This is a genomic window from Pontibacter locisalis, assembly GCF_042684605.1.
Classification (GTDB): Bacteria; Bacteroidota; Bacteroidia; order Cytophagales; family Hymenobacteraceae; genus Pontibacter; species Pontibacter locisalis.
Window position 1 is genome coordinate 203,598 of record NZ_JBHULU010000009.1, and the last position, 20,821, is coordinate 224,418.

A 20,821-nucleotide genomic window follows, 5' to 3' on the forward strand; every position below is an offset into this window, starting at 1 on the left:
CTTTGTGGGCTTGTATACTCAGTGCACTCACTTTTATTTACCATTCAAAATAAATGGATCTATGGCTAATTCCCTATTTGATAAGAAAATAGTATTAATTACAGGAGGCGCACAAGGAATTGGTCTTGGAATGGCGCAGGCCTTTGCTCAGGCAGGAGCCAGGGTGGTAATAACAGATAAGGATGAAGAAGCAGGTAGGCAAGCACTGAATCGGCTTGAAAAGCAGAACCTACAGGTGCATTTTATACGCTGCGATGTGAGTCAGGAGCGGGACGTGAAAGAGCTGATGCGGCAGGTAGGGGACAAATTTGTCGTACTGGATGCGCTGATTAACAATGCTGGTATTGCTGATCCGTTTGTTGGGCCACTTCAGGAACTGGATATGGCAGTGTTTGATCAGGTGCTGGCGGTAAACTTACGCGGCCCCTTGTTGTGTGCAAAGTATGCGCTTCCGCTTTTAAAGAAGGCAGAGCACCCGGCAATACTTAATATTTCTAGTACCCGTGCTTTTATGTCGGAACCTAATACATTTCCTTATTCTGCTTCCAAGGGAGGTTTGGAAGCCCTCACACATTCCTTAGCAGTAAGCTTAGCAGCGGAAAAGATAAGAGTAAATGCCATTGCCCCAGGTTGGATAGAAGTAGGGGAGTGGGAAAAGGAAAGTAAGAGCTATGTTCCCCGGCATAGCAAAGAAGACAAAGAGCAGCATCCTGTTGGCAGAGTAGGCAAGCCAGAAGACGTTGCCGAAGCTGCTTTATTTTTGTGCTCCGAAAAAGCCGGTTTTATTACCGGGCAAAGCCTTACCATTGATGGAGGTATGACTATAAAAATGATTTATGTGTGAAGTTCTCCTAACCCTGTAGGGGCTAAAAAAGTAAAAAAGGGATAAAAGTAAACTATGGTACCTGTGCCTAATTCTCCTACACTAATTTATGTAACAAACCCCATGTGTGCCTGGTGCTATGGGTTTACAGCAGTAGTCCGCAGGCTTCGTGCGCTTTGGCAGGGTAGGTTAAACGTACAGGTGTTACTGGGCGATTTAAATGCATACGCAGAGGAGCCGCTGTTGCCTGAGGAGAAAGAGCGTTTAGCGGTGAGTTGGCACCGTGTGCAGGAGCGCACTTTTTTACCTTTCGATTACCGTTTCTTTAAACAAAGTGCCTTTGTTTACGACACAGAACCAGCCTGCAGGGCAATTCTCTGTGTGCGGCTTTTACGTCCTGTGCTAACTTTGGAGGTACTAAGGGCCCTGCACTCCGCTTTTTACGTTGATGGACTGGACCTGAAAAATACGGATGTGCTGGTTCGCATCGTAAGTATGTTTGGCATATCAGAGAACCTTTTTCTTGCCCTGTTTGAGTCAGATGAGATCAAGCAGCAGTTAGAAGATGAGTTTGGTTACGTGGACGATATGGGAGCCACTAGTTTTCCGAGTGTTTTCCTGGTAACGGAGCATGGTGCCGAAAAACTTAGCCATGGCTTTTGTGAGCTTCATGAACTTGAGCAACGCCTGCTGCAGGTGATGTCAGAGCAGTAGCATTAAAGATTTTATATTCTTTCTTTATTGCATTTCTAAACCTTTTATTGAGCTACCTGTTATCAGCGTATAAAATACACGTCTGCTGCTGATTTACAGATTTCCAAATGAAGCAGGCGCGACTCTTTTTAATAAACAAGCTGTTTTTTTACAATAATTCCTATAAAATTTTATTGCCTAAATATTCCAATCTTCGTATATTTAGGAGCAAGAGTATTTACTCTGCATTGTCACCTGAACCTATATGAGAAGCAAAACAACAACAAACCAAGTAGACGAGTATCTCGAAAACCTGACTCCTGAAAAACAACTACTGGCGCTCGAAGTTCGCCGAATCATCAATGCCTCTGTGGCGCACCTGGAGGAGTGTGTGCGCTGGGACTGTGCCTGTTATTTCTTTTATGGCCCTGTTTGCTATTTCGTCTCTTCGCGTAGCGGCATCCACTTTGGATTCTTCCGTGGCAAAGAGCTTTCTGATCCAAACCGAAGGCTGGTGAGCCGCAACGGACAAAACCCACATATCAAAATTCGGTCTATAGAAGACATAGATGAGAATTATTTCGGGGAACTTGTACGTGAGGCTGTCCTGCTGAACCAAAACTAAAATTCAGGATCGCAGCTTTCGTGGCTGCATTCTTTTCCTGGCTCTTCCAGTTCAATTGTAACATGCCCTATGTCCATGTGGGTCATAGCTGTGCGTACCCTTTGCTTTATGGTTTCTGCCTCCTGCATATTGGTGCTGCCGGATACCACTGCGTGTAAAGTAAGTATGTTATAGGTGCCGTCCAGGGTCCAGATGTGCAGGTCATGTACCGACTGTATATCTGGCAGTTCTTCCAGTTTTGCCTTTACTTCGTCAAGGTTTACATTGGTTGGGGTTCCCTGCAGCATGATCTTCATACCCTGCCGCAGGTTGCGCACTACGTTGTACAGCACAAAAATGGTAATGCCAATGGAGAGGATAGGGTCAATAATGGGTAGGTCAAAGAAGTATAGTATAATACCGCCAATCAGTACGGCTATCCAGCCCAACACATCCTCCAGGAGGTGTAGTCTTACGACCCGCTCATTCAAGGAGCTATCACCCTTCAGGCGCAGTACTGCCGCTCCGTTTACAATAATTCCAAGTATGGCGAAGCCTATCATGCCAGGAGCATGTACGGGTTCTGGGGCTAAAATACGTGGAATGGCCTCTGAGAGGATAATGAACGAACCAACCAACAGTATTACTGAGTTTATAATGGCACCAAGAAGGGAAAAACGCTTATAGCCAAATGTAAAGTTCTTATCCCGGTCCCGTTTCGCCACCTTCTCAAAGTACCAGGCTAGCCCCAGCGATAGTGAATCACCCAAGTCATGGAGGGCATCGGAAAGAATGGCGACGCTGTTTATCATGACACCGCCTATCAGCTCCAGGATAGTGAACCCAAAGTTCAGAAAAAAAGCGACCTTTATGTTTCCGCCGGCGTGATGGTGATGATGTCCGTGACTATGATTGTGTTTATTCTTTTCGTGTTCCATTCTTCTTTAGAAACGACTGCTACCTTGTTTGGATACTTATAGTCAAACAACAGCAGGATATACATGTTAACCTGCTGCTTTGTAATTTTGCACTGCGCGATAATTTAATTAATTTAAAATAGTTGCCGCACCACCAATATGTGCCTTAAACAATGAAAATATTATTGATAGAAGATGAGCCAAAGGTTGCTGCTTTCATTAAACGGGGGCTGGAAGAACAGGCATATGAAGTGGACCAGGCATATGATGGAACGTTTGGCGTGAAGATGGCTGTGCAAAAAGAGTATGATCTAATCATTCTGGATGTAATTCTCCCGAATATGAATGGTCTTGAGGCGTGTCGGGAGATAAGGAAAAGCAACAGCAGTGTATCCATTCTAATGTTAACCGCTCTCGGAAATACTGATGACAAAATAAGTGGTCTGGATGCAGGTGCGGATGATTACCTGACGAAGCCCTTTGAATTTAAGGAGCTGCTTGCCCGTATCAGGGCACTAACAAGACGTGGCACTGAAAGCGGTACGGGTGAGAAGCTGCAGATAGCAGACCTCGAAATGGATACCTCGAGTAAGAGGGTAACAAGAGGCGGTAAACCTGTAAGCCTGACGGCGAGAGAGTTTACGCTATTGCAGTATTTATTGCGAAACAAAGGCAGAGTGGTATCTCGGGTAGATATAACGGAGCAGGTCTGGGAAACATCTTTTGATACCGGAAGCAATGTGATTGATGTATATATAAACTTCCTTAGGAAGAAAATAGATAAGGACCAGGATAATAAATTGATTCATACACTGGTTGGGATGGGGTATGTGTTAAAGGAGCAGGATAAAGTATGAAGTTAAGGTATAGGCTTACGCTGCAGTTTGCAAGCATTTTTGCTTTAATTCTTGTCTTGTTTTCACTGGTTATCTATTACTTTACTTCACTCTACCGTCAGGACGATTTTTATAAGCGCATACAGCAAAGAGCAGTAGTGGCGGCAGAGTATATATTAGAAGCAGATGAGGTAAGCGAACAGCAAAGGCAACAGAATCTTATCAGCTTTTACCATGAGTTGCCGTATGAAGCGGTTCGGGTATACAACTCTGATGGTAGGCTGATCTTCTCGAAAGGAGAAGGTGACCTGGGAGGGAATCCAAGGATACTGGAGAAGATAAAACAGGAGCAACAGGTTCAGTATGAAGTTGATGACCGGCAAGTAGTGGGAATCTCTTACTCCGATAACCAAGGCAATTATAGCGTGTTAGCTTCGTCTGTGGATGCTTATAGCCTACGCAAGCTGCAGCACCTGAAGGTTATTCTCATAATTGGTTTCCTGGGGTCCATGGTAGTAGTATTAATTGCAGGCTGGGCTTTCTCAAAACAAGCCATGCGACCCATAACCAAGGTAGTGAGCGAGGTAGAAAAAATAAGTGCCAGTGACCTGCACATGCGCCTGAGTAGTGCCAGGGGGAAAGATGAGATTTCGCACCTGGCTCAGACTTTCAATAAGATGTTGGACAGGCTGGAGCTTGCTTTTGAGATGCAAAGTACCTTCGTGTCAAATGCCTCCCATGAACTTCGCACCCCCTTAACTGCCATGATCGGCGAGCTGGAAGTAGCGCTGATGAAACCACGTACATCGGTAGAGTATGAGCGGGTCTTGCAATCCACATTAGAGGATGCCAGACTTTTGACTGAGCTTTCAAACGGACTGCTTCAAATTGCACAGGCAAGTATAGATTCCTCGAAAGTAAAACAGACAGAACTTCGGTTTGACGAGCTGGTATGGACTGCCCGGGAACAGGCCCTGAAAAGGCAGCTTAATGCTCGTATAGATGTTGATTTTGAAAATTTCCCTGACGATGAAGATCGTCTCGTTGTAAAAGGCAGTGAGGCCCTTTTGTTAATTGCTGTGGTTAATGTATTTGAGAATGCCATTAAATTCTCACCTCCCGGGCAAGCTATAAAAAGTTTGATAAAAGTTCAGGGACACGAGGTTGTACTAGAGGTAAAGGACCAGGGATTAGGTATTTCGAAAGAGGACCTGAAGCATGTGTTTGTTCCTTTTTTCAGAGCCGATAACGTAAGGAGTATTACGGGCCATGGAATTGGGCTGCCTTTAGCAGAACGAATTCTTAAGCTGCACAAGGGGCAGATTTTAATAGAGTCCATACTTTCAGAAGGAACCAGGGTCACCATTAAGCTACCACAGGCTTATACCTTTATTCCCTCCCGCGCCTGATTTTAATTTCATTTTAATGTTGTTTTAATTCCAGGTTAATCTCACCGGCCTAGCTTTGCTCTTTCATTTAGGTAATGTGCTAAAACTCTACTCAGCATGTTTCTACTGGTTTTAAAATATTTATGAAAGACAGTTTAAAAAGATCTGATTACCTGGCCAATCTTGGTAAAGACATACCTGCCGGATTGGTTGTTTTTTTTGTTGCGCTACCGCTTTGCTTAGGTATTTCACTTGCGTCGGGAGCACCGCTATTTTCTGGTATTGTTACGGGTATAGTTGGTGGTGTGCTGGTTGCCTGGTTGAGTGGTTCCCAGCTTAGTGTAAGTGGGCCTGCCGCTGGTTTAACAGTAATTGTGCTTAATGGAATTGAGACGCTCGGTTCCTTCGAAGCTTTCCTTTTAGCAGTGGTGATAGCTGGTTTCCTGCAGTTGATTCTGGGTTTTGTGAAGGCTGGTGTAATCGGCTTATACTTCCCGTCATCCGTAATCCGGGGTATGCTTGCAGCAATAGGTCTGATCTTAATACTGAAGCAGATACCACACTTTTTAGGTGCCGATGAGGATTTCTTCGGAGAAATGCAGTTCTTTCAGCCTGATGGGCGTACCACTTTTTCGGAGTTAACCTATGCTTTTTCAAGAATCCAGTTAGGTGCTCTTATAATTGGAGCTCTCTCTTTAGGTACTATCCTGGCATGGGATTCCCCGGTAATGAAGCGTAATAAATTCCTGAAGCTGATACCGGGTGCTCTTGTAGCCGTTGTGCTGGCAATTGGGGTAAACTACTACTTTATTAACTTTATGCCTGAGCTGGCTGTTACGACAAGCCACCTGGTTAATTTACCTGTAATTGAAGGTTTTGGTGATCTGAAAGATGAACTGCAGTTCCTGACACTTGATCAGCTTTCTAACCCATCTCTTTATATTGTTGCCTTTACTATTGCTATTGTAGCAAGCCTGGAAACACTGCTTAGTGTAGAGGCAACTGACAAGCTTGATCCGCACAAGCGACGTAGCAACACCAACCGTGAACTGAAAGCGCAGGGAGTTGGTAATATGGTTGCTGGCCTATTGGGTGGTTTACCGATGACAGCCGTAATTGTGCGTAGCTCTACAAATGTTGCGGCTGGTGGCCAGACAAAAGTCTCAGGATTTGTGCATGGTATCTTTCTGGCGCTTTCGGTTTTTCTTTTAGCTGGCCTTATGAACCAGATCCCGCTTTCTGCCCTCGCTGCTGTACTGCTGGTAGTAGGTTTTAAACTGACAAAACCTGCTTTGTATAAGTCCCAGTTCAAGTTAGGCCATGAGCAGTTTATACCTTTTGTTGTTACCGTACTGGCCATACTTTTCACAGACCTGCTGGTGGGTATTTGTGTAGGACTTGCAGTTGGAGTTTTCTACATTCTGAAAGCAAACTACAAGTCACCTTATTTCTACCACAAAGAAGAGTATAAAGACAAAGAAGTTATTCGCATTAAGCTAAGCGAGCATGTGTCTTTCCTGAATAAAGCAAGTATCATACTTACTCTGGATCATTTACCAAGTAACAGCCATGTGATTATTGATGGGGAAAATTCTGCCTTTATTGATTATGATGTGCTGGAGGCCATACAGGAGTTCAGTAAGACAGCCCATGAGCGTAACATCAAGGTAGAGCTGCTAAACGTGGAAGAGGTATCTGTAATGGATATACATTAATAGGAATAAGGTATAGATAGCCAGCTTGCTGTTATCAGAGTAGATGACTCATTTTGTGACTACGCCCTTACCAGGTACTTTAGAAGAAAATAAGACATGAAGAGAATACTGGATAATAATAAAAAATGGGTAACTCAAAAGCTAAGTGAAGACAGCGAGTATTTTAATAAACTGGCTTTAGGCCAGGAGCCGAGGTATCTGTTTATAGGGTGTTCCGATAGCCGTGTGCCTGCTAATGAAATATCCGGCACAGGACCAGGGGAAATGTTCGTTCACCGAAACATCGCTAATATGGTAGTGCATACGGATATGAATCTTTTGTCGGTACTGCACTATGCTGTTGAGGTTCTCAAGGTGAAAGTAATCATCGTTTGCGGCCATTACGGTTGTGGAGGTGTTGCAGCAGCAGTAAGTAATAGGCAGCATGGGTTTATAGATAACTGGCTCCGAAACATTAAAGATGTAATCCGGTTGCATGAGCGTGAGATAATGAGCATTTACGACGAAGAGCAGCGCCTTCGTAGGTTAGTAGAGCTTAATGTTATCGAGCAGGTGCATAACCTCTCAAAAACCTCCATTATTCAAAACGCAATGCGAACTGATGATCCGCCAAAGCTCTACGGTTTAGTATATGATATCAAAGAGGGCTTATTAAGAGATTTAAATGTTGATGTTCCCTCTTTTAAGCGATACGAGCATATCTATAGTTTGGCAGAAGGATTAGAAGAATCTGCTACTTCTTAAAGCAGGTCAGATTCCTTTATAACAGAGGCCCCGGTTGTAAAACCAGGGCCTTCTTGTTTGTTGTGCATTGCAGACACGGAAATAAAAAGCCCTGCTTGTACAAGCAGGGCTTTTTTGTGGAGTTCATCCACTATCTCAGGTAAAATTACCGCTGGTAACCGGGTGAAACCGGCCGCCTGTAGCTACTTCTACCACTCATAGTCTCTTCTCGAAGACGATCCGTAAGAGTAGGGAGGTCCGCTATAGGTGTTTGAGTATGAAGAGGAGCTTCTCCCATATCTGTTGTAGTCACTGTCGTGCTGACGATCACGCATTTCATCTCTTCTTCTTCTGCGCTCTGCTTCGTCATCACCGAACCACGACTTTATCTCATCACCGGCACGATCGAAGAAGCCGCGGTCATGTCTGTCTCTATCTCTGTCTCTGTTATAATCAGAGCTGTAACGGTTTCTATCGTAGTCAGAGGAGTAACGGTCTCTGTCTGAAGAACCATAGTTTGAGCCAGAAGACCCATAGCTTGAACCATATGTAGAGCCTGTGCCGTAGCTTGAGCCTGTACCATAACCAGTAGAGCCATAGCCGCTGGAACCATAGTAGTTCGAGCCAGAGCCATACGTACCATAGTTACGGTTAGAGCCATATCTGTTGTAATCGTTATCGTTGTCGTTTGTGGCTCTGTTCCATGCGTTGGAAGCCTTGTTCTTAGTCCTTTCCCAGGCATTCTCTACTTTGTCACCAGCACGGTCCCAAGAATCGCGGTCGTTTCTATCTCTGTCATAATCTGAACTATAGCGTCTGTTGCCATAGTCTGATGAACCATAGCTAGAACCTGATCCGTAACCGGAACCATAGTTAGATGAGCCAGCAGAACGACCATACGTTGATGCGTTGCCGTAGCCAGAACTTGAGTAGCCAGTGTCACGTCCGGAACCTAATCCGCTTGATCTGTAATCGTCAGATCCGTAACCTCTGTCTCTATTTGAATCATAATCGCTTGAATAATAATTTCTCCCAGATCCTCTTGATTGTGATCTGTAATTGTCATTGTACGGGTTGTAACCCGAGTTCTCATAGCTTCTCATAGGTTTTATAGTTTAGGATTAAAAAATCAATTGACTTATCACAGTAAATATTAGCTGCGACGTATTTTTTTACGGCTGTAAGAACGATTTGTTATAAAGCAAACTAAGATGAGCCGGGGTTGATGATTCTTGACTTTAATTAAAAATGAGGTGGTTCTATGTTATAAGGATCATTAGTTAAATCATAAAAATAGGCGACGGTAGAAATGAGTTTGTATATAATTGTACTTATTTGTATTGGTTAAGTTATAGAATAACGTCGGAAACAATCATTGTTTGTCAGAGGGGGTTGATTTACAGTTGCCTATGGTTGTTTTTGGAAGTCTGCTGTATTAAATATTTGTCTGGGAGAATTGTAAAGTTTTATAGCTGAATATTTTGTTGTTATTGAATAATACATAATTTTACAGCATGTAGTGATTAGCCGTCGCTGCTTGGTAATGCAACTTTAAAAAGGATTGCCTACCATTGCCAAAGGAAAGATTCAACTTTTAGCCAAACACAACAATACCCAATGAAACTGAAAACAATACTTTTCTCTTTGCTAACGGTAAGCGCGCTTACAGCCTGTGAAGATTTGTTTGAAGATGGGAGTATGCAACCAGATGGTTCTACGCCTAGCGTAACCGTTCATGCCCCTTCAAACAACCAGTCTGTAGTGGCCTCCCAAGGAATGCAATTAGATGTAACCATCGTGGACAAAGATTTAGTTAAAGAGCTTGACGTAACTGTGAAAGGCGAAAATGCGGAAAGCGCTCTGATGAACTTTAAAAGATATCCCGCTAAAAACGTAGTTGAAGTAGATACTTTACTTTCCTTTACAGGCGTTGCTCCAGGTGCTTATACCCTTTACATTAAAGCAACTGACAGGCGGACCAATGTAGAGCAGCAAGAAATTAAGTTTACAGTTAAGTAAGCTTTACAACATAGATCAAACAGAAAGGGCACTGCATATAGCAGTGCCCTTTCTGTTTAAAAGTGGTATACCACCTGCCATTGTTCATTAAAGGCCAGGGCGGCATCAAATGGTTCTCCGGTTTTCTCTGAAGTAAATCCTTTGATCTTTGGCGTCTTACCTTTTTGTAAAAGTGAAGCAATCTGTTTTTCTGTGAGTTGCTTGCCGCCTTTCTCAAAAGGTACGATCAACTGGCATCCCTCTCTGAACCTGCTGCAGCCGTAAGCAGCTTTACCTTTTAATAGCTTGCCCTGGTTACAGCGCGGGCATAAAGCAAAGGGATCTGCTTCGGGCACTTTGTCAATTTTTTTCCATACAAGTTGCTGGTTTGCATCCACCTTTAGCACCGCGTCAAAGCTTTCGCCCTGCTCATCTTTAAATCCTTTTATTGTAGGTGTCTTGCCTTTACTTAACAAAGCCTGCACCTGCTTTTCAGTCAGCTCTTTGCCCTGATGCTCAATCGGAATCAGAAAGCGGCAGCCCTCTTTGAACCGGATACAGCCAAACGCCTTCGAGCCTTTCAAAATGTGTCCTTCCTTACAAGCAGGGCAGGAGCCAAGGCCTTTCGTTACATCCTGCTCTTTAGGGGGTGTAGCTTTAGGGGTTTTCTTTTTTGAAGTGGCAGGCTTTTTCTCCTCCTGCTGTGGCTCAATTGTAACAGTAGCTTTATCATACTTCACTTCCTGTACCAGGCCTATTACAAATTCCTGCAGTTCCTGTAAAAAGGATTCTGCTTTGAACTCACCACCTTCTATCTGGCGTAGTTTGCGTTCCCATTGGCCTGTCATTTCAGCAGACTTCAATGTCTGGTTCCGTATAACGCCTATCAGGTCAATGCCCATTTGGGTTGGGATGATTTTCTTTTTATCCTTTCGGATGTATTGCCTTTTGAATAAGGTTTCTATAATGGCAGCTCTGGTAGAAGGCCGGCCAATGCCGTTCTCCTTTAATGCCTCCTTCAGTTCATCATCATCCACCTGCTTTCCTGCAGTTTCCATGGCACGAAGCAGGGTCGCTTCTGTATATTCTTTAGGAGGATTCGTCATTTTCTTGTCAAGGAGAGGTTCATGCGGCCCATGTTCGCCCACCTCAAAGTGAGGTAAAACCCCTGATGCCTCCTCTTCTTCTTTGCCTTCACCTTCTTTGCCCGCTATTTCTGACTTTACATCTTCTGCACCATATAGTACACGCCACCCCGGCTCCAGAATCTGCTTGCCTCTCACTCTGAAAGAGTATCCTGCAGATTCGGCTAAGACTGTTGTATTGCTAACAATACAATCAGGATAGAAAGCTGCCAGGAAGCGCCTTGTAATTATATCATACACATCGGCTTCGCGACCATATAGATTATTAGCTGCTGCCCCTGTCGGGATGATGGCGTGGTGATCGGTAACTTTATTATTATTGAAAACTTTCTTTGTCTTTCGGATCTTACTCGCCAGCAGCGGTTCTACCTCCTGCCGATAGTTGCTAAGCCCTTGTAAAATTCCGGGTATCTTAGGGTAAATATCGTCAGGCAAAAAAGTCGTATCAACCCGAGGGTAGGAGACTACTTTCTTCTCGTAAAGGCTTTGCACGGTCTTCAGCGTTTCATCTGCCGACATGCTGAGTTTATTGTTACACTCGATCTGCAGCGAAGTCAGGTCAAAAAGTTTAGGTGCTGATTCTGTTCCCTTTTTGGTATCAACGTCTGTTATTTTAAGTTCGGCCTCTTTGATGGCCGTCATAATTTTCTGCGCATCCTCCTCCTTCTGAAAGCGGCCATTGGTACTGGAGAAGGTGGTGTCGCGGTAAACGGTTTTCAGCTCCCAGAAGGGCTGGGGCACAAAGTTGGCTATCTCATGGTGCCGGTTTACGATCATGGCAAGTGTAGGCGTTTGTACCCTGCCGATGGAAAGTGTTTGCCGGCTGCCGTTGGCATATTTCAGCGTGAAAAGTCGTGTTGCATTTAATCCTAAGAGCCAGTCCCCAATGGCGCGGCTCTTACCTGCCTGGTAAAGTGAATCAAAATCAGAACCTGGCTTAAGCTGGGCGAATCCCTGCCGGATGGCGTCTTCGGTAAGGGAAGAGATCCAAAGGCGTTTGAAAGGTTTTTTATACTTAGCTTCTGTTAATACCCAACGCTGAATAACCTCTCCTTCCTGGCCTGCGTCTCCGCAGTTAATTACCTCTTCGGCTTTGTCAAGTAAGGTTTTTATGATCCTGAACTGCTTTTGAACACCCGCGTCTTTCATCAACTTGATACCGTAGCGCTCGGGCAGCATCGGCAGGTCGTACAGGCTCCAACGCTTCCACTCCGGCCTGTAATCATCAGGTTCACGAAGCGTGCAGAAGTGTCCGAAGGTCCAGGTTACCTGATAGCCATTTCCTTCGTAGTAGCCGTCCTTCTTCGATTTTGCGCCAATCACCATGGCTATCTCACGGGCTACACTTGGTTTCTCAGCAATGCAAACTTTCAAGTTAGTGGGTTTTAATGAGATCAACAGAATTCAAATTTAAGCTTTTTAAGAGTGATCTGCGAATTTAAAGGAGCTTTTAAACAGTGTAACCGTACACTGTCAGTTTCTATCCGAACATTACTGTTTATCTTCTGTTGCTATTAGAATCTGAATATCTGTTTGCGTGCATAACGTGTGCTATGGGGTATATGTCATTTTAAAATTAAACTTTTGCTGCATTCTTTATAATTAAAAATGCCACTGCATTCATGCCGTAACATTAGCACTGTTTAGATGGTAAACTCAAACAGGGTAGAAAGGAAGAAGTAAGATATGCTAACGAAACTAAAATCATATAGCCGCGCAATAATTGTTTCGGTTATATTCTCTTCTCTGGCTTTTATAAACCAAGCCTGCGAAGAGTTTGAATACAGTCCTTATGAAGTTCGGCTGAGGGAGGATGAAAAGGACATCAACAAAAGAAATGTAGAGAAAATAAACCAGCTCAACATATCCCCTGCGGATACACTGAAGTTTATCTTAACTGCAGACACGCAAGGCTTTTACGAGGAGAATGAACTGCTGGTGCAACATGTGAACCAACACAACGGTGATGCCGACTTCCTGCTTTTGGGCGGCGATATAACTGACTTTGGCCTGACGATGGAGTTCCGGTTGGTAAACGATGATTTTAAAAAACTCAAGATGCCTTACGTGGCCGTAATCGGCAACCATGATGCGATTAATAATGGGCAGGAGGTGTTCAGAGCCATGTACGGCGACTATGATATCAGCTTTGCAGTAGGGGGGAGTAAGTTTATCCTGCTGAACACTAATTACCTGGAATTTGATAAGAAGGTGCCTGACCTTGACTGGCTGGAGAAGGAACTGGCTGCCTCTACGGGGTATCAGAATGTTTTTGTTTTATCGCACATACCTCCCACAAATAATGAATTTGGGCCGCAGAAGGCAGAAAGGTACAGTAACCTGGTAAGCAACTATAATGTAGCATTTTCTTTACATGGGCATAACCACAGTTTCAGGTTTCATCACCCTTTTGATGGCAGAATACCCTATCTGGAAACAGGGGCCACAGAAAAGCGGGAGTATATTGTTTTTACAGTGATAGGGGATAAAGTGAGCTATGAACGTATTAAATTTTAGAAGAAGATGCGCCTAAAACTACTCCTGCTTTTTGCATGCCTGTTTACAACGCCTTACTTAGCCTTAAGCCAGGATGTTGCTGATGATGTTGACACCCGTAAATGGTATGCACCGGATGGTGTTACCCTCCAGTTCGCCGGGAACATCGGTATGTTCTCCGCTGGACCTAACTATAGCTTTTTCAACAGGAAACTAGATGCAGAGCTTCTCTATGGATTTGTGCCCAAGCTGGATGCGGAGGAAATGCTTCACCTGCTTACGGTCAGAACAAGGTATAAGCCATTCAGGAGAATTGCTTTAAGCGAAAAGTATACTGTTACTCCCTTGCGTGTGGGGTTGGGACTGAGCTACTATTTCAGGGATCAGTTCTCAACAAGTTGGGATAGCTCATATCCAACTAAAGACTATTATTGGTGGACAAGCAGCCTACGGATAACAGGAGGGCTGGGAGCTGAAGTAAACCGGTCCATTACAAATGGGGGGCTGATTAAAGAAATCACACTGTACAGTGAAATAGGAACCTATGATCTGATTGTTACCTCAGCCGTTAAGGACAAAACACTCACAGCACTGGATATTATGAGCTTTTCTGTAGGTGTTAGTGCGGGGTTTTAGCAAAAGTTTTATCTTAGGGTTCTCATAATAGAACTAAAACCATGCTAGAGGATATATGCAGCCTATAGGAAAGACCATTGTTATTATCGGGATACTACTGATTGTAATAGGATTGATTGTATGGTTAGCGGGAGACAAGTTTGGCTGGTTTGGGCATTTGCCGGGTGACATTCGGGTGGAGCGAAAAAATATGCGCTTTTATGCGCCCATTACCAGCATGATTTTGTTAAGCATACTACTGTCTTTACTGTTATGGGTGTTCCGGAAATTCTTTTAAAATGAACTTCTTCCTTTTGCCATAGTTTCCTAACTTGCTGTTTACTGGTAGCTCCCTACGCCATGAGTTTTAAATTTCAGCAGGGTGTTTTGCTGCTTCGGTAATTTCCTGAGTTATTCTGCATATGTTTTTTATCCTGTCCAAAACGCTTCACTTTCTGCTGATGCCCTATATCTGGGTTATAGTGCTTATGTTGCTGGCGCTCTTCCTGAAGTCGCAGAAATGGAAGAGAATTTCTCTTATTTCTTCACTGGCAATCCTTATCGTACTTTCTAACCCTTTGCTGTCAAATGAAGCATGGAGGGCCTGGGAAGTTAAGCCTATGCCTGTTAAAGATGTGGTGGATTACGATGTTGCCGTTATCCTGACAGGAGTCACCTCTTACAGGGAGGATGTGCCTGACAGGATTCATACTTCAAAAGGGTCTGATCGTTTCCTGCATCCGCTGCAGTTGTACCGGATGGGAAAAGTAAAGAAGTTTCTGGTAACGGGCGGAAGCGGCTATATCCTTAAAGACAGAATACCGGAAGCGGACCAGATCAAGGAAATCCTGTTATTGGCCGGTGTTCCGGAAACTGATATCATAACAGAGAGCAACAGCAGAAATACCCGTGAAAATGCCTTGCATACAGCTCAACAGCTTCAGCGCCACCCGGAATGGAAAAAGGTGCTGTTGGTTACTTCTGCTTTTCATATGCGCAGAGCGGCGGCCTGTTTTAGCAAAGCGGGAGTTAAAGCAGACAGTTTCACAGCCGATTTTTATGGCTACGAACGTCGCTTTACCCCTGACGAACTTATCATTCCAAACATAGCCTCTTTTAGTTCATGGCACCTTTTAATTCATGAAGTGACGGGTTTTGTGGTATATAAAATACTTGGGTATTGTTAGTCCGCTACGCCACCCAAATACTCTTCTGGTTCACAAACTCCCGGATGCCGAGGTAAGATAATTCACGGCCATAGCCTGACTTTTTAATACCACCAAAAGGCATTTCAGGTGAGGAGGCAACGAGTGCGTTTACAAACATGGCACCTGTTTCTACTCTTCGTGCCACCCGGAGGCCCCGCTCCTTATTCTGTGTCCATACGGCACCGCCCAGGCCAAAGCGGGAGTCGTTTGCAACAGCTATGGCTTCTTCCTCATTCTTTACGATCATTACAGCTGCAACCGGTCCGAACATTTCTTCTTCATAGGCAGGCATTCCTGGTTTCACATTCTTAAGAATCATGGGTTTAAAATAAGCGCTTTCCCTGTCTTCACGACCACCCTCCAGCACCACTTCTGCTCCTTTCTCCACTGATGCAGCCACTTGTTTCTCCAGGTCACTGGCCAGGTCTACACGTGCCAAGGGGCCGTAATCAATTTTCTCTTCCAGTGGGTTTCCTGTTTTTAGCTGCCCCATTTTATCCTTCATCTTTTTAAGGAATTCATCTGCTACGCTTTCAACCACTATAAAGCGTTTAGCCGCAATGCAGCTTTGCCCGGAGTTTACCATCCGGGACTTTACAGCCACCTCCGCAGCTTGCTCCAGGTCGGCATCCTCCAACACAATGAAAGCGTCGCTGCCGCCGAGTTCGAGTACTGTTTTTTTAATTTCCTTACCCGCCTTTTCTGCTACTTTAGAGCCTGCTTCCTCGCTACCAGTCAAGGTTACTGCTTTAACGTACGGGTGCTCAATCACGGCATTTACTTCTTTGGAACCTATCAATAAAGTTTGAAAGGTACTTTCAGGGAAGCCAGCGCGATTAACAATTTCTTCGATCGCTAAGGCGCATTGTGGAACGTTGGAGGCATGTTTCAGAAGACAAACATTCCCAGCCATCAGGGCAGGAGCCAGGAAGCGGTAAGCCTGCCAAAATGGGAAGTTCCATGGCATTATTGCTAAAACAACGCCTAAAGGTTCAAAGGCAATTATACTTTTCGTGGCGTCTGTCTCTATCTCCTCATCTTTTAGAAAATCAGCAGCGTTATCAGCGTAGTATTTGCAAGCCTTGGCACACTTCTTTACTTCTGCTATAGCATCCTGTAGCGGTTTGCCCATCTCCAGCGAAATTATTCTACCATATTTTTCAGCATCCTGCTCTAAGATTTCAGCCTGCTTATACATATGCTTAGCCCGTTCTTCAAAAGGTGTGTCTCGCCACTGTTCAAAGGCTTTATGTGCAGCTTCTATCTTGCTGTTTACTTCTTCTGAACTATCTGCATCAAATGATTTTACCTCTTTTCCTGTAGCAGGATTTATTGTTTTTATAGACATAGCTTTATTTGATCGTTGAGTTGTAAATATACGGATAGATGGTTTATCAGGCTGAGGGGCTAATAGCGTAGAACAGTTGTAAAACCCTTAAAACATTTTCGCACCGTACAAGTTAGAGGAGAGGTAATCCTGAATTATTTCTATATTTGGCTTAAATGCCTGCAGTCACGACTGTTAATTCACTTTTAATTTTGCAGAATAATAAACTTAATATCACAAAAGAAGAAGATCTGATAGCAAGGCTGCAGGCGCAGGATGCTAATGCAGTATCTCAGCTGTATGATATGTACAGTGCCGCATTATATGGAGTGGTACTGCAGATTGTGAAGGTAGAGGAAACAGCAGAAGATGTGTTGCAGGAAGCCTTTGTTAAGATATGGAGCTCCTTCCATTCCTATGACCCTTCCAAAGGGCGACTCTTTACCTGGATGATAAATATCTGCAGAAACTTAGCCATTGATAAAATCCGCTCAAAGCAGCACCGCGTAAGTCAGGTAACTGATGACATTACCCACCCTTCGAGAGCTGAATTTGGCTCAGAAAGTTTTAACCCTGAACATATAGGATTGAAGGAAATAACAGAGCGTTTAAATCCTGATCAGAAGCAGATCATCGATCTGATGTACTTTGGGGGGATGACGCAAAGTGAGATAGCTGAGGAATTCAGTATACCGTTGGGTACAGTGAAGACAAGAGCAAGGAGTGCGATCAAGACTTTAGGGAAACTTTTTAAAGGGCGTGAATAACGAAGAATACATAGCTTCAGGGATGCTTGAACTGTATGCCGCTGGTGCACTTACACCCGGAGAACGGGTGGAGGTTGAGCGTATGGCTGCTGGTTCGCCAGAAATCCGTGCTGCGCTGATGGAGGCCTGTGCTACCATGGAGAACTATGCTCTTTCATATGCTGTGGAGCCAAAACCTGAATTAAAGGCCAGGGTGTTGCAACAGATAACAGGAGAACAACCTGTCATAGCAGAGGAGGAAACTCCAGTACATCCTATTTATAAAGACTATGAAAAAGATAGTTCTCCTTACAAATGGATGTTTGCAGCCAGCATAGTGCTTTTTCTTCTTTCTGGCTTTATGAGCTTCCGCTTCTATCAAAACTGGCAGGAGGCAGAAGGCAGGCTGGCAGTGGCACTTGCCTCAGAACAGACGCTTGCCCAAAACTACCGGACAGTTTCAGACAGAGTAGAACAGCAGGAGTTAATCCTGTCTCTGCTGCGTGATGAGGATTTCACACCTGTTAGATTGAAGGGTGTGGCTGCCCATCCTGATGCCAGGGTAATGGTATACTGGAACCCGAAGCAGAAGCAGGTTTATTTAGATGTATTTCAACTCCCGGAACCGCCTGCTGGCAAACAATACCAGCTCTGGGCCCTGGATCAGGGCAATCCAATAAATGCTGGCATGATTGCTCTTGACACTGATAAGCCTTCCGTACAACGGATGAAGGAAATCAGCACAGCACAAGCCTTCGCTATAACATTAGAACCTTCAGGTGGAAGTGTGAATCCTACCCTGGAGGAAATGTACGTAATGGGAGAAATAAAGTCCTGAGTACATCAGTTTGTTAGACTCCGCGCATTGATCCGCAGTTGTTCCGTTAAGTAATGGCGCAGGAAGTTAAATCATAAGTTGGCTTTAGCTGTTACTGAATTATATTCAGATTAATTATATCGCATTCATATATAACCGCGCAAATGGAAAAGACATATTATAATCCTGCAGACTTATCTAAGTTCGGAGACATCAGTGAACTGCAGCCTGAGATGGGACGCAAGTTTTTTGACTACTACGGTGAAGTTTTCAAAGAGGGAGCGCTGACCGAGCGGGAGAAAGCCTTGATTGCATTGGCCGTGTCCCATGCCGTGCAATGCCCCTACTGTATCGATGCCTACAGCACAGATTGCCTGCAGAAAGGTGCAGACGAGAACCAGATGATGGAGGCAGTGCATGTGGCCGCCGCTATCAAGGGAGGTGCCGCTCTGGTACACGGGGTGCAGATGATGAACAAGATAAAAGAGCTGACAATGTAGCCTATGGGTTCCACGACAAGATCACTTAAGGGCCAGCACCACGAGCTGGCCGACTCACTCTTCCAGCTGACCGTGCTCCAGCAGCCCTCCAGCCACGGCGACCAGTTTCCCGTGTTTGCTGAGCAGCTCGCCCAGCACGGTCTATACCCGCTCATCCCGACCGGCACTACCATCCTGCAGATCAACGTGGGTAAAATGTGCAACCAGACCTGCCGGCACTGCCATGTGGACGCTGGTCCGGACCGCAAAGAGATCATGACGCGCCAGACGATGCAACTCTGCCTGGATGCCCTGGAGCAGGCGCCCGGAATCACCACCGTTGACCTAACGGGCGGCGCCCCGGAGATGAACCCTGACTTCCGCTGGTTCGTGGAACAACTCTCCGTACTTGGCAGGCAGGTGATCGTGCGTTGCAACCTCACCATTATCCTGGCTAACAAGAAATACCACGACCTGCCGGATTTTTTCAAAATGCACGGGGTGCACGTGGTGTCTTCGCTGCCTTACTTCCAGGCCTCCCGCACCGACGCCCAGCGCGGCGACGGCGTGTTTGAGAAATCCATCAAGGCGCTGCAGATGCTCAATGCGGTAGGCTATGGCAAGGAGGATACGGGCCTTTTGCTCGACCTGGTGTACAACCCCAGTGGGGCATTTTTGCCAAGCGGGCAGAAATCGCTGGAGGCCGAATTCAAGCGCCGTCTCAAGGGCGGCTACGACATCGACTTCAATAACATCTTCTGCATCACCAACCTGCCCATCAGCCGCTACCTGGACTATTTGGTGCAGAGCGGTAACTACGAGAGCTACATGCACAGGCTCATCGATGCCTTCAACCCGACAGCGGCGGCGGGCGTGATGTGCCGCAACACCATCTCTGTGGGCTGGGACGGCTACCTCTACGACTGCGACTTCAACCAGATGCTGGAGCTGAAGGTGGAACATACCTCTCCGCAGCACATCCGCGACTTTGATGTGGCGGCGCTGAACAACCGAAAGATCGTGCTTAACCAGCACTGCTACGGCTGCACGGCAGGCGCTGGATCCAGCTGTGGCGGAGAGACCGTTAAATAAAAGGTACAGTTAATTCATGTCTAAAAATCTTTGTCTGTTCCTCCTTTTGCTGCTTATGTTCAATGCCTCCGGACAGTCCCTTAGCAATAAAGCATACCATCTAATGCTCCAGGGGCTGTATAAGAATACCGTTCCTTTCATTAAAGCAGCTGCATTAGAGAAAAGCCTGGAGGGTAACTCACAGGAGAGTCTCGTGCTGCTAGACACCAGGAGTTATGAGGAATTTGTAGTAAGTCATCTGCGGGGAGCCCGCTTTATGAACTACGAGAACTTCAAGGTAGAACAATTAAAACATCTTCCAAAGTCAACTCATGTTGTAGTATACTGTTCTGTTGGTTACCGCAGCGAAAAGGTCGGAGAGCAACTTAAAAGAGCAGGCTACTTAAACGTGTATAACCTCTATGGTGGAATTTTCGAATGGGTAAACAAAGGATTCCCGGTTTTTAGTGAAGAGGGGCAGACTCAGAAGGTACACGCTTACTCACGTGCCTGGGGGATCTGGTTAACGAAAGGAGAGAAGGTTTATGAATGATAAAAAACTGCTCATGCTCTTTGTACGCAATCCTGAGCTGGGGAAAGTAAAAACAAGGTTGGCGGCCTCTGTTGGGCCGGAGGAGGCGCTGGCAATCTATATGCACCTGCTGCAGCATACGAAGCAGGTTACTCAAGATCTTGCTGTAGATAAGTTGGTTTATTATTCCAACGAGGTGAAGCAGCAGGATATGTGGCCAAATGAGAAATACCAAAAGCAAGTGCAGCCTTCCGGTGACCTTGGTGATAAAATGGAAGCCGCTTTTGCCCATGCTTTTGAGAATGGTTACGCCTCTGTGGTGATTATCGGTAGCGACTGTCATCAGCTTACCCAGGAAATTATTGAGCGTGCCTTCAAAGCTTTGGAAACACATGAAGTTGTTATTGGGCCGGCGCTGGACGGAGGGTATTATCTGTTGGGTATGAACAAGCTGTACACGGAGCTTTTCCGGAATAAGCGCTGGAGTACAGAGCATATTTTTCCGGCTACTATTCATGATATAGAAAAGCTTCATTTGTCTCATGTAGTTCTTCCAGAACTCTCTGATGTAGATTATATTGAAGACCTGGGTGAAGACTTCTGGGGAGAAGAAAAAACCTAATACAGGTCTGATTTCAGTCTCGTTCCTTTAATCAATTTTTACCTGCGCTTTCTTACTGTTCGAATC

General features: G+C 45.1%; 22 protein-coding genes. 18 read left to right on the top strand and 4 right to left on the bottom strand.

Annotated elements, in window-relative coordinates:
- Positions 1–61: 61 nt before the first annotated feature.
- From ACFSRY_RS06600 to ACFSRY_RS06610, 3 genes are all read left to right on the top strand, one after another.
- Entirely contained in the window at positions 62–844 is a 783-nt protein-coding gene (locus tag ACFSRY_RS06600; protein ID WP_377504278.1) for an SDR family NAD(P)-dependent oxidoreductase, read from the top strand.
- Between the two features lie 54 nt (positions 845–898).
- Positions 899–1,537, top strand: a complete 639-nt coding sequence (locus ACFSRY_RS06605; RefSeq protein WP_377504280.1) for a DsbA family protein — start codon at positions 899–901, stop codon at positions 1,535–1,537.
- Positions 1,538–1,781: 244 nt separating this feature from the next.
- Complete coding sequence (locus tag ACFSRY_RS06610; RefSeq protein WP_377504282.1) at positions 1,782–2,141, top strand: DUF1801 domain-containing protein; 360 nt, start codon at positions 1,782–1,784, stop codon at positions 2,139–2,141.
- On the opposite strand, the gene ACFSRY_RS06615 is transcribed toward ACFSRY_RS06610, so the two are convergent.
- Positions 2,138–3,058, bottom strand: a complete 921-nt coding sequence (locus tag ACFSRY_RS06615; protein WP_377504284.1) for a cation diffusion facilitator family transporter — start codon at positions 3,056–3,058, stop codon at positions 2,138–2,140. The genes ACFSRY_RS06610 and ACFSRY_RS06615 overlap by 4 nt on opposite strands.
- Before the next feature lie 152 nt (positions 3,059–3,210).
- Between ACFSRY_RS06615 and ACFSRY_RS06620 the strand changes: the two genes are divergently transcribed.
- The 4 genes from ACFSRY_RS06620 (at position 3,211) to ACFSRY_RS06635 (ending at position 7,720) form a co-directional block, all read left to right on the top strand.
- Entirely contained in the window at positions 3,211–3,894 is a 684-nt protein-coding gene (locus ACFSRY_RS06620; RefSeq protein ID WP_377504286.1) for a response regulator transcription factor, read from the top strand.
- The gene (locus tag ACFSRY_RS06625; RefSeq protein ID WP_377504288.1) at positions 3,891–5,282 is read left to right on the top strand and encodes a HAMP domain-containing sensor histidine kinase; all 1,392 of its coding nucleotides are present in this window, start codon (positions 3,891–3,893) and stop codon (positions 5,280–5,282) included. Before ACFSRY_RS06620 ends, ACFSRY_RS06625 begins: the two co-directional genes overlap by 4 nt.
- 122 nt (positions 5,283–5,404) lie before the next feature.
- Positions 5,405–6,976, top strand: a complete 1,572-nt coding sequence (locus ACFSRY_RS06630; protein WP_377504290.1) for a SulP family inorganic anion transporter — start codon at positions 5,405–5,407, stop codon at positions 6,974–6,976.
- A gap of 96 nt (positions 6,977–7,072) precedes the next feature.
- A complete protein-coding gene (locus tag ACFSRY_RS06635; RefSeq protein WP_377504292.1) occupies positions 7,073–7,720 on the top strand; it encodes a carbonic anhydrase in 648 nt (215 codons plus the stop codon).
- Between the two features lie 188 nt (positions 7,721–7,908).
- Here ACFSRY_RS06635 and ACFSRY_RS06640 read toward each other — a convergent pair whose 3' ends face one another.
- Positions 7,909–8,802 (bottom strand): SWFGD domain-containing protein, encoded by an 894-nt coding sequence (locus ACFSRY_RS06640; RefSeq protein WP_377504294.1) that lies wholly within the window; start codon positions 8,800–8,802, stop codon positions 7,909–7,911.
- 514 nt (positions 8,803–9,316) lie between these two features.
- Here ACFSRY_RS06640 and ACFSRY_RS06645 point away from each other — a divergent pair.
- A complete protein-coding gene (locus tag ACFSRY_RS06645; protein WP_377504296.1) occupies positions 9,317–9,718 on the top strand; it encodes a hypothetical protein in 402 nt (133 codons plus the stop codon).
- Between the two features lie 56 nt (positions 9,719–9,774).
- Here the strand turns inward: ACFSRY_RS06645 and ACFSRY_RS06650 are convergent, their stop codons facing one another.
- On the bottom strand, positions 9,775–12,216 hold the full coding sequence (locus tag ACFSRY_RS06650) for a type IA DNA topoisomerase (protein WP_377504298.1): 2,442 nt from the start codon (positions 12,214–12,216) through the stop codon (positions 9,775–9,777).
- 312 nt (positions 12,217–12,528) lie between these two features.
- Here ACFSRY_RS06650 and ACFSRY_RS06655 point away from each other — a divergent pair, with 312 nt between their 5' ends.
- The 4 genes from ACFSRY_RS06655 (at position 12,529) to ACFSRY_RS06670 (ending at position 15,140) form a co-directional block, all read left to right on the top strand.
- Entirely contained in the window at positions 12,529–13,359 is an 831-nt protein-coding gene (locus ACFSRY_RS06655) for a metallophosphoesterase family protein (RefSeq protein WP_377504300.1), read from the top strand.
- A 6-nt stretch (positions 13,360–13,365) separates the two neighbouring features.
- A complete protein-coding gene (locus ACFSRY_RS06660) occupies positions 13,366–13,974 on the top strand; it encodes a hypothetical protein (RefSeq protein ID WP_377504302.1) in 609 nt (202 codons plus the stop codon).
- A gap of 55 nt (positions 13,975–14,029) precedes the next feature.
- Positions 14,030–14,251, top strand: a complete 222-nt coding sequence (locus tag ACFSRY_RS06665) for a DUF2905 domain-containing protein (protein ID WP_377504304.1) — start codon at positions 14,030–14,032, stop codon at positions 14,249–14,251.
- 124 nt (positions 14,252–14,375) lie between these two features.
- Positions 14,376–15,140, top strand: a complete 765-nt coding sequence (locus ACFSRY_RS06670) for a YdcF family protein (RefSeq protein ID WP_377504306.1) — start codon at positions 14,376–14,378, stop codon at positions 15,138–15,140.
- A gap of 4 nt (positions 15,141–15,144) precedes the next feature.
- On the opposite strand, the gene ACFSRY_RS06675 is transcribed toward ACFSRY_RS06670, so the two are convergent.
- Positions 15,145–16,509, bottom strand: a complete 1,365-nt coding sequence (locus tag ACFSRY_RS06675) for an NAD-dependent succinate-semialdehyde dehydrogenase (RefSeq protein ID WP_377504308.1) — start codon at positions 16,507–16,509, stop codon at positions 15,145–15,147.
- Between the two features lie 191 nt (positions 16,510–16,700).
- Between ACFSRY_RS06675 and ACFSRY_RS06680 the strand changes: the two genes are divergently transcribed.
- The 6 genes from ACFSRY_RS06680 to ACFSRY_RS06705 all read left to right on the top strand — a co-directional run bounded on the left by ACFSRY_RS06680 (position 16,701) and on the right by ACFSRY_RS06705 (position 20,755).
- Positions 16,701–17,255, top strand: coding sequence for an RNA polymerase sigma factor (locus tag ACFSRY_RS06680; RefSeq protein ID WP_377504310.1), 555 nt, complete (start codon positions 16,701–16,703; stop codon positions 17,253–17,255).
- Positions 17,248–18,072, top strand: coding sequence for an anti-sigma factor (locus tag ACFSRY_RS06685; RefSeq protein ID WP_377504312.1), 825 nt, complete (start codon positions 17,248–17,250; stop codon positions 18,070–18,072). Before ACFSRY_RS06680 ends, ACFSRY_RS06685 begins: the two co-directional genes overlap by 8 nt.
- Before the next feature lie 143 nt (positions 18,073–18,215).
- A complete protein-coding gene (locus ACFSRY_RS06690; protein WP_377504314.1) occupies positions 18,216–18,551 on the top strand; it encodes an arsenosugar biosynthesis-associated peroxidase-like protein in 336 nt (111 codons plus the stop codon).
- A gap of 3 nt (positions 18,552–18,554) precedes the next feature.
- Entirely contained in the window at positions 18,555–19,622 is a 1,068-nt protein-coding gene (arsS, locus tag ACFSRY_RS06695; RefSeq protein WP_377504316.1) for an arsenosugar biosynthesis radical SAM (seleno)protein ArsS, read from the top strand.
- A 16-nt stretch (positions 19,623–19,638) separates the two neighbouring features.
- Positions 19,639–20,154 (top strand): rhodanese-like domain-containing protein, encoded by a 516-nt coding sequence (locus tag ACFSRY_RS06700; protein WP_377504318.1) that lies wholly within the window; start codon positions 19,639–19,641, stop codon positions 20,152–20,154.
- Entirely contained in the window at positions 20,147–20,755 is a 609-nt protein-coding gene (locus ACFSRY_RS06705; protein WP_377504320.1) for a TIGR04282 family arsenosugar biosynthesis glycosyltransferase, read from the top strand. Before ACFSRY_RS06700 ends, ACFSRY_RS06705 begins: the two co-directional genes overlap by 8 nt.
- Positions 20,756–20,821: the final 66 nt, after the last annotated feature.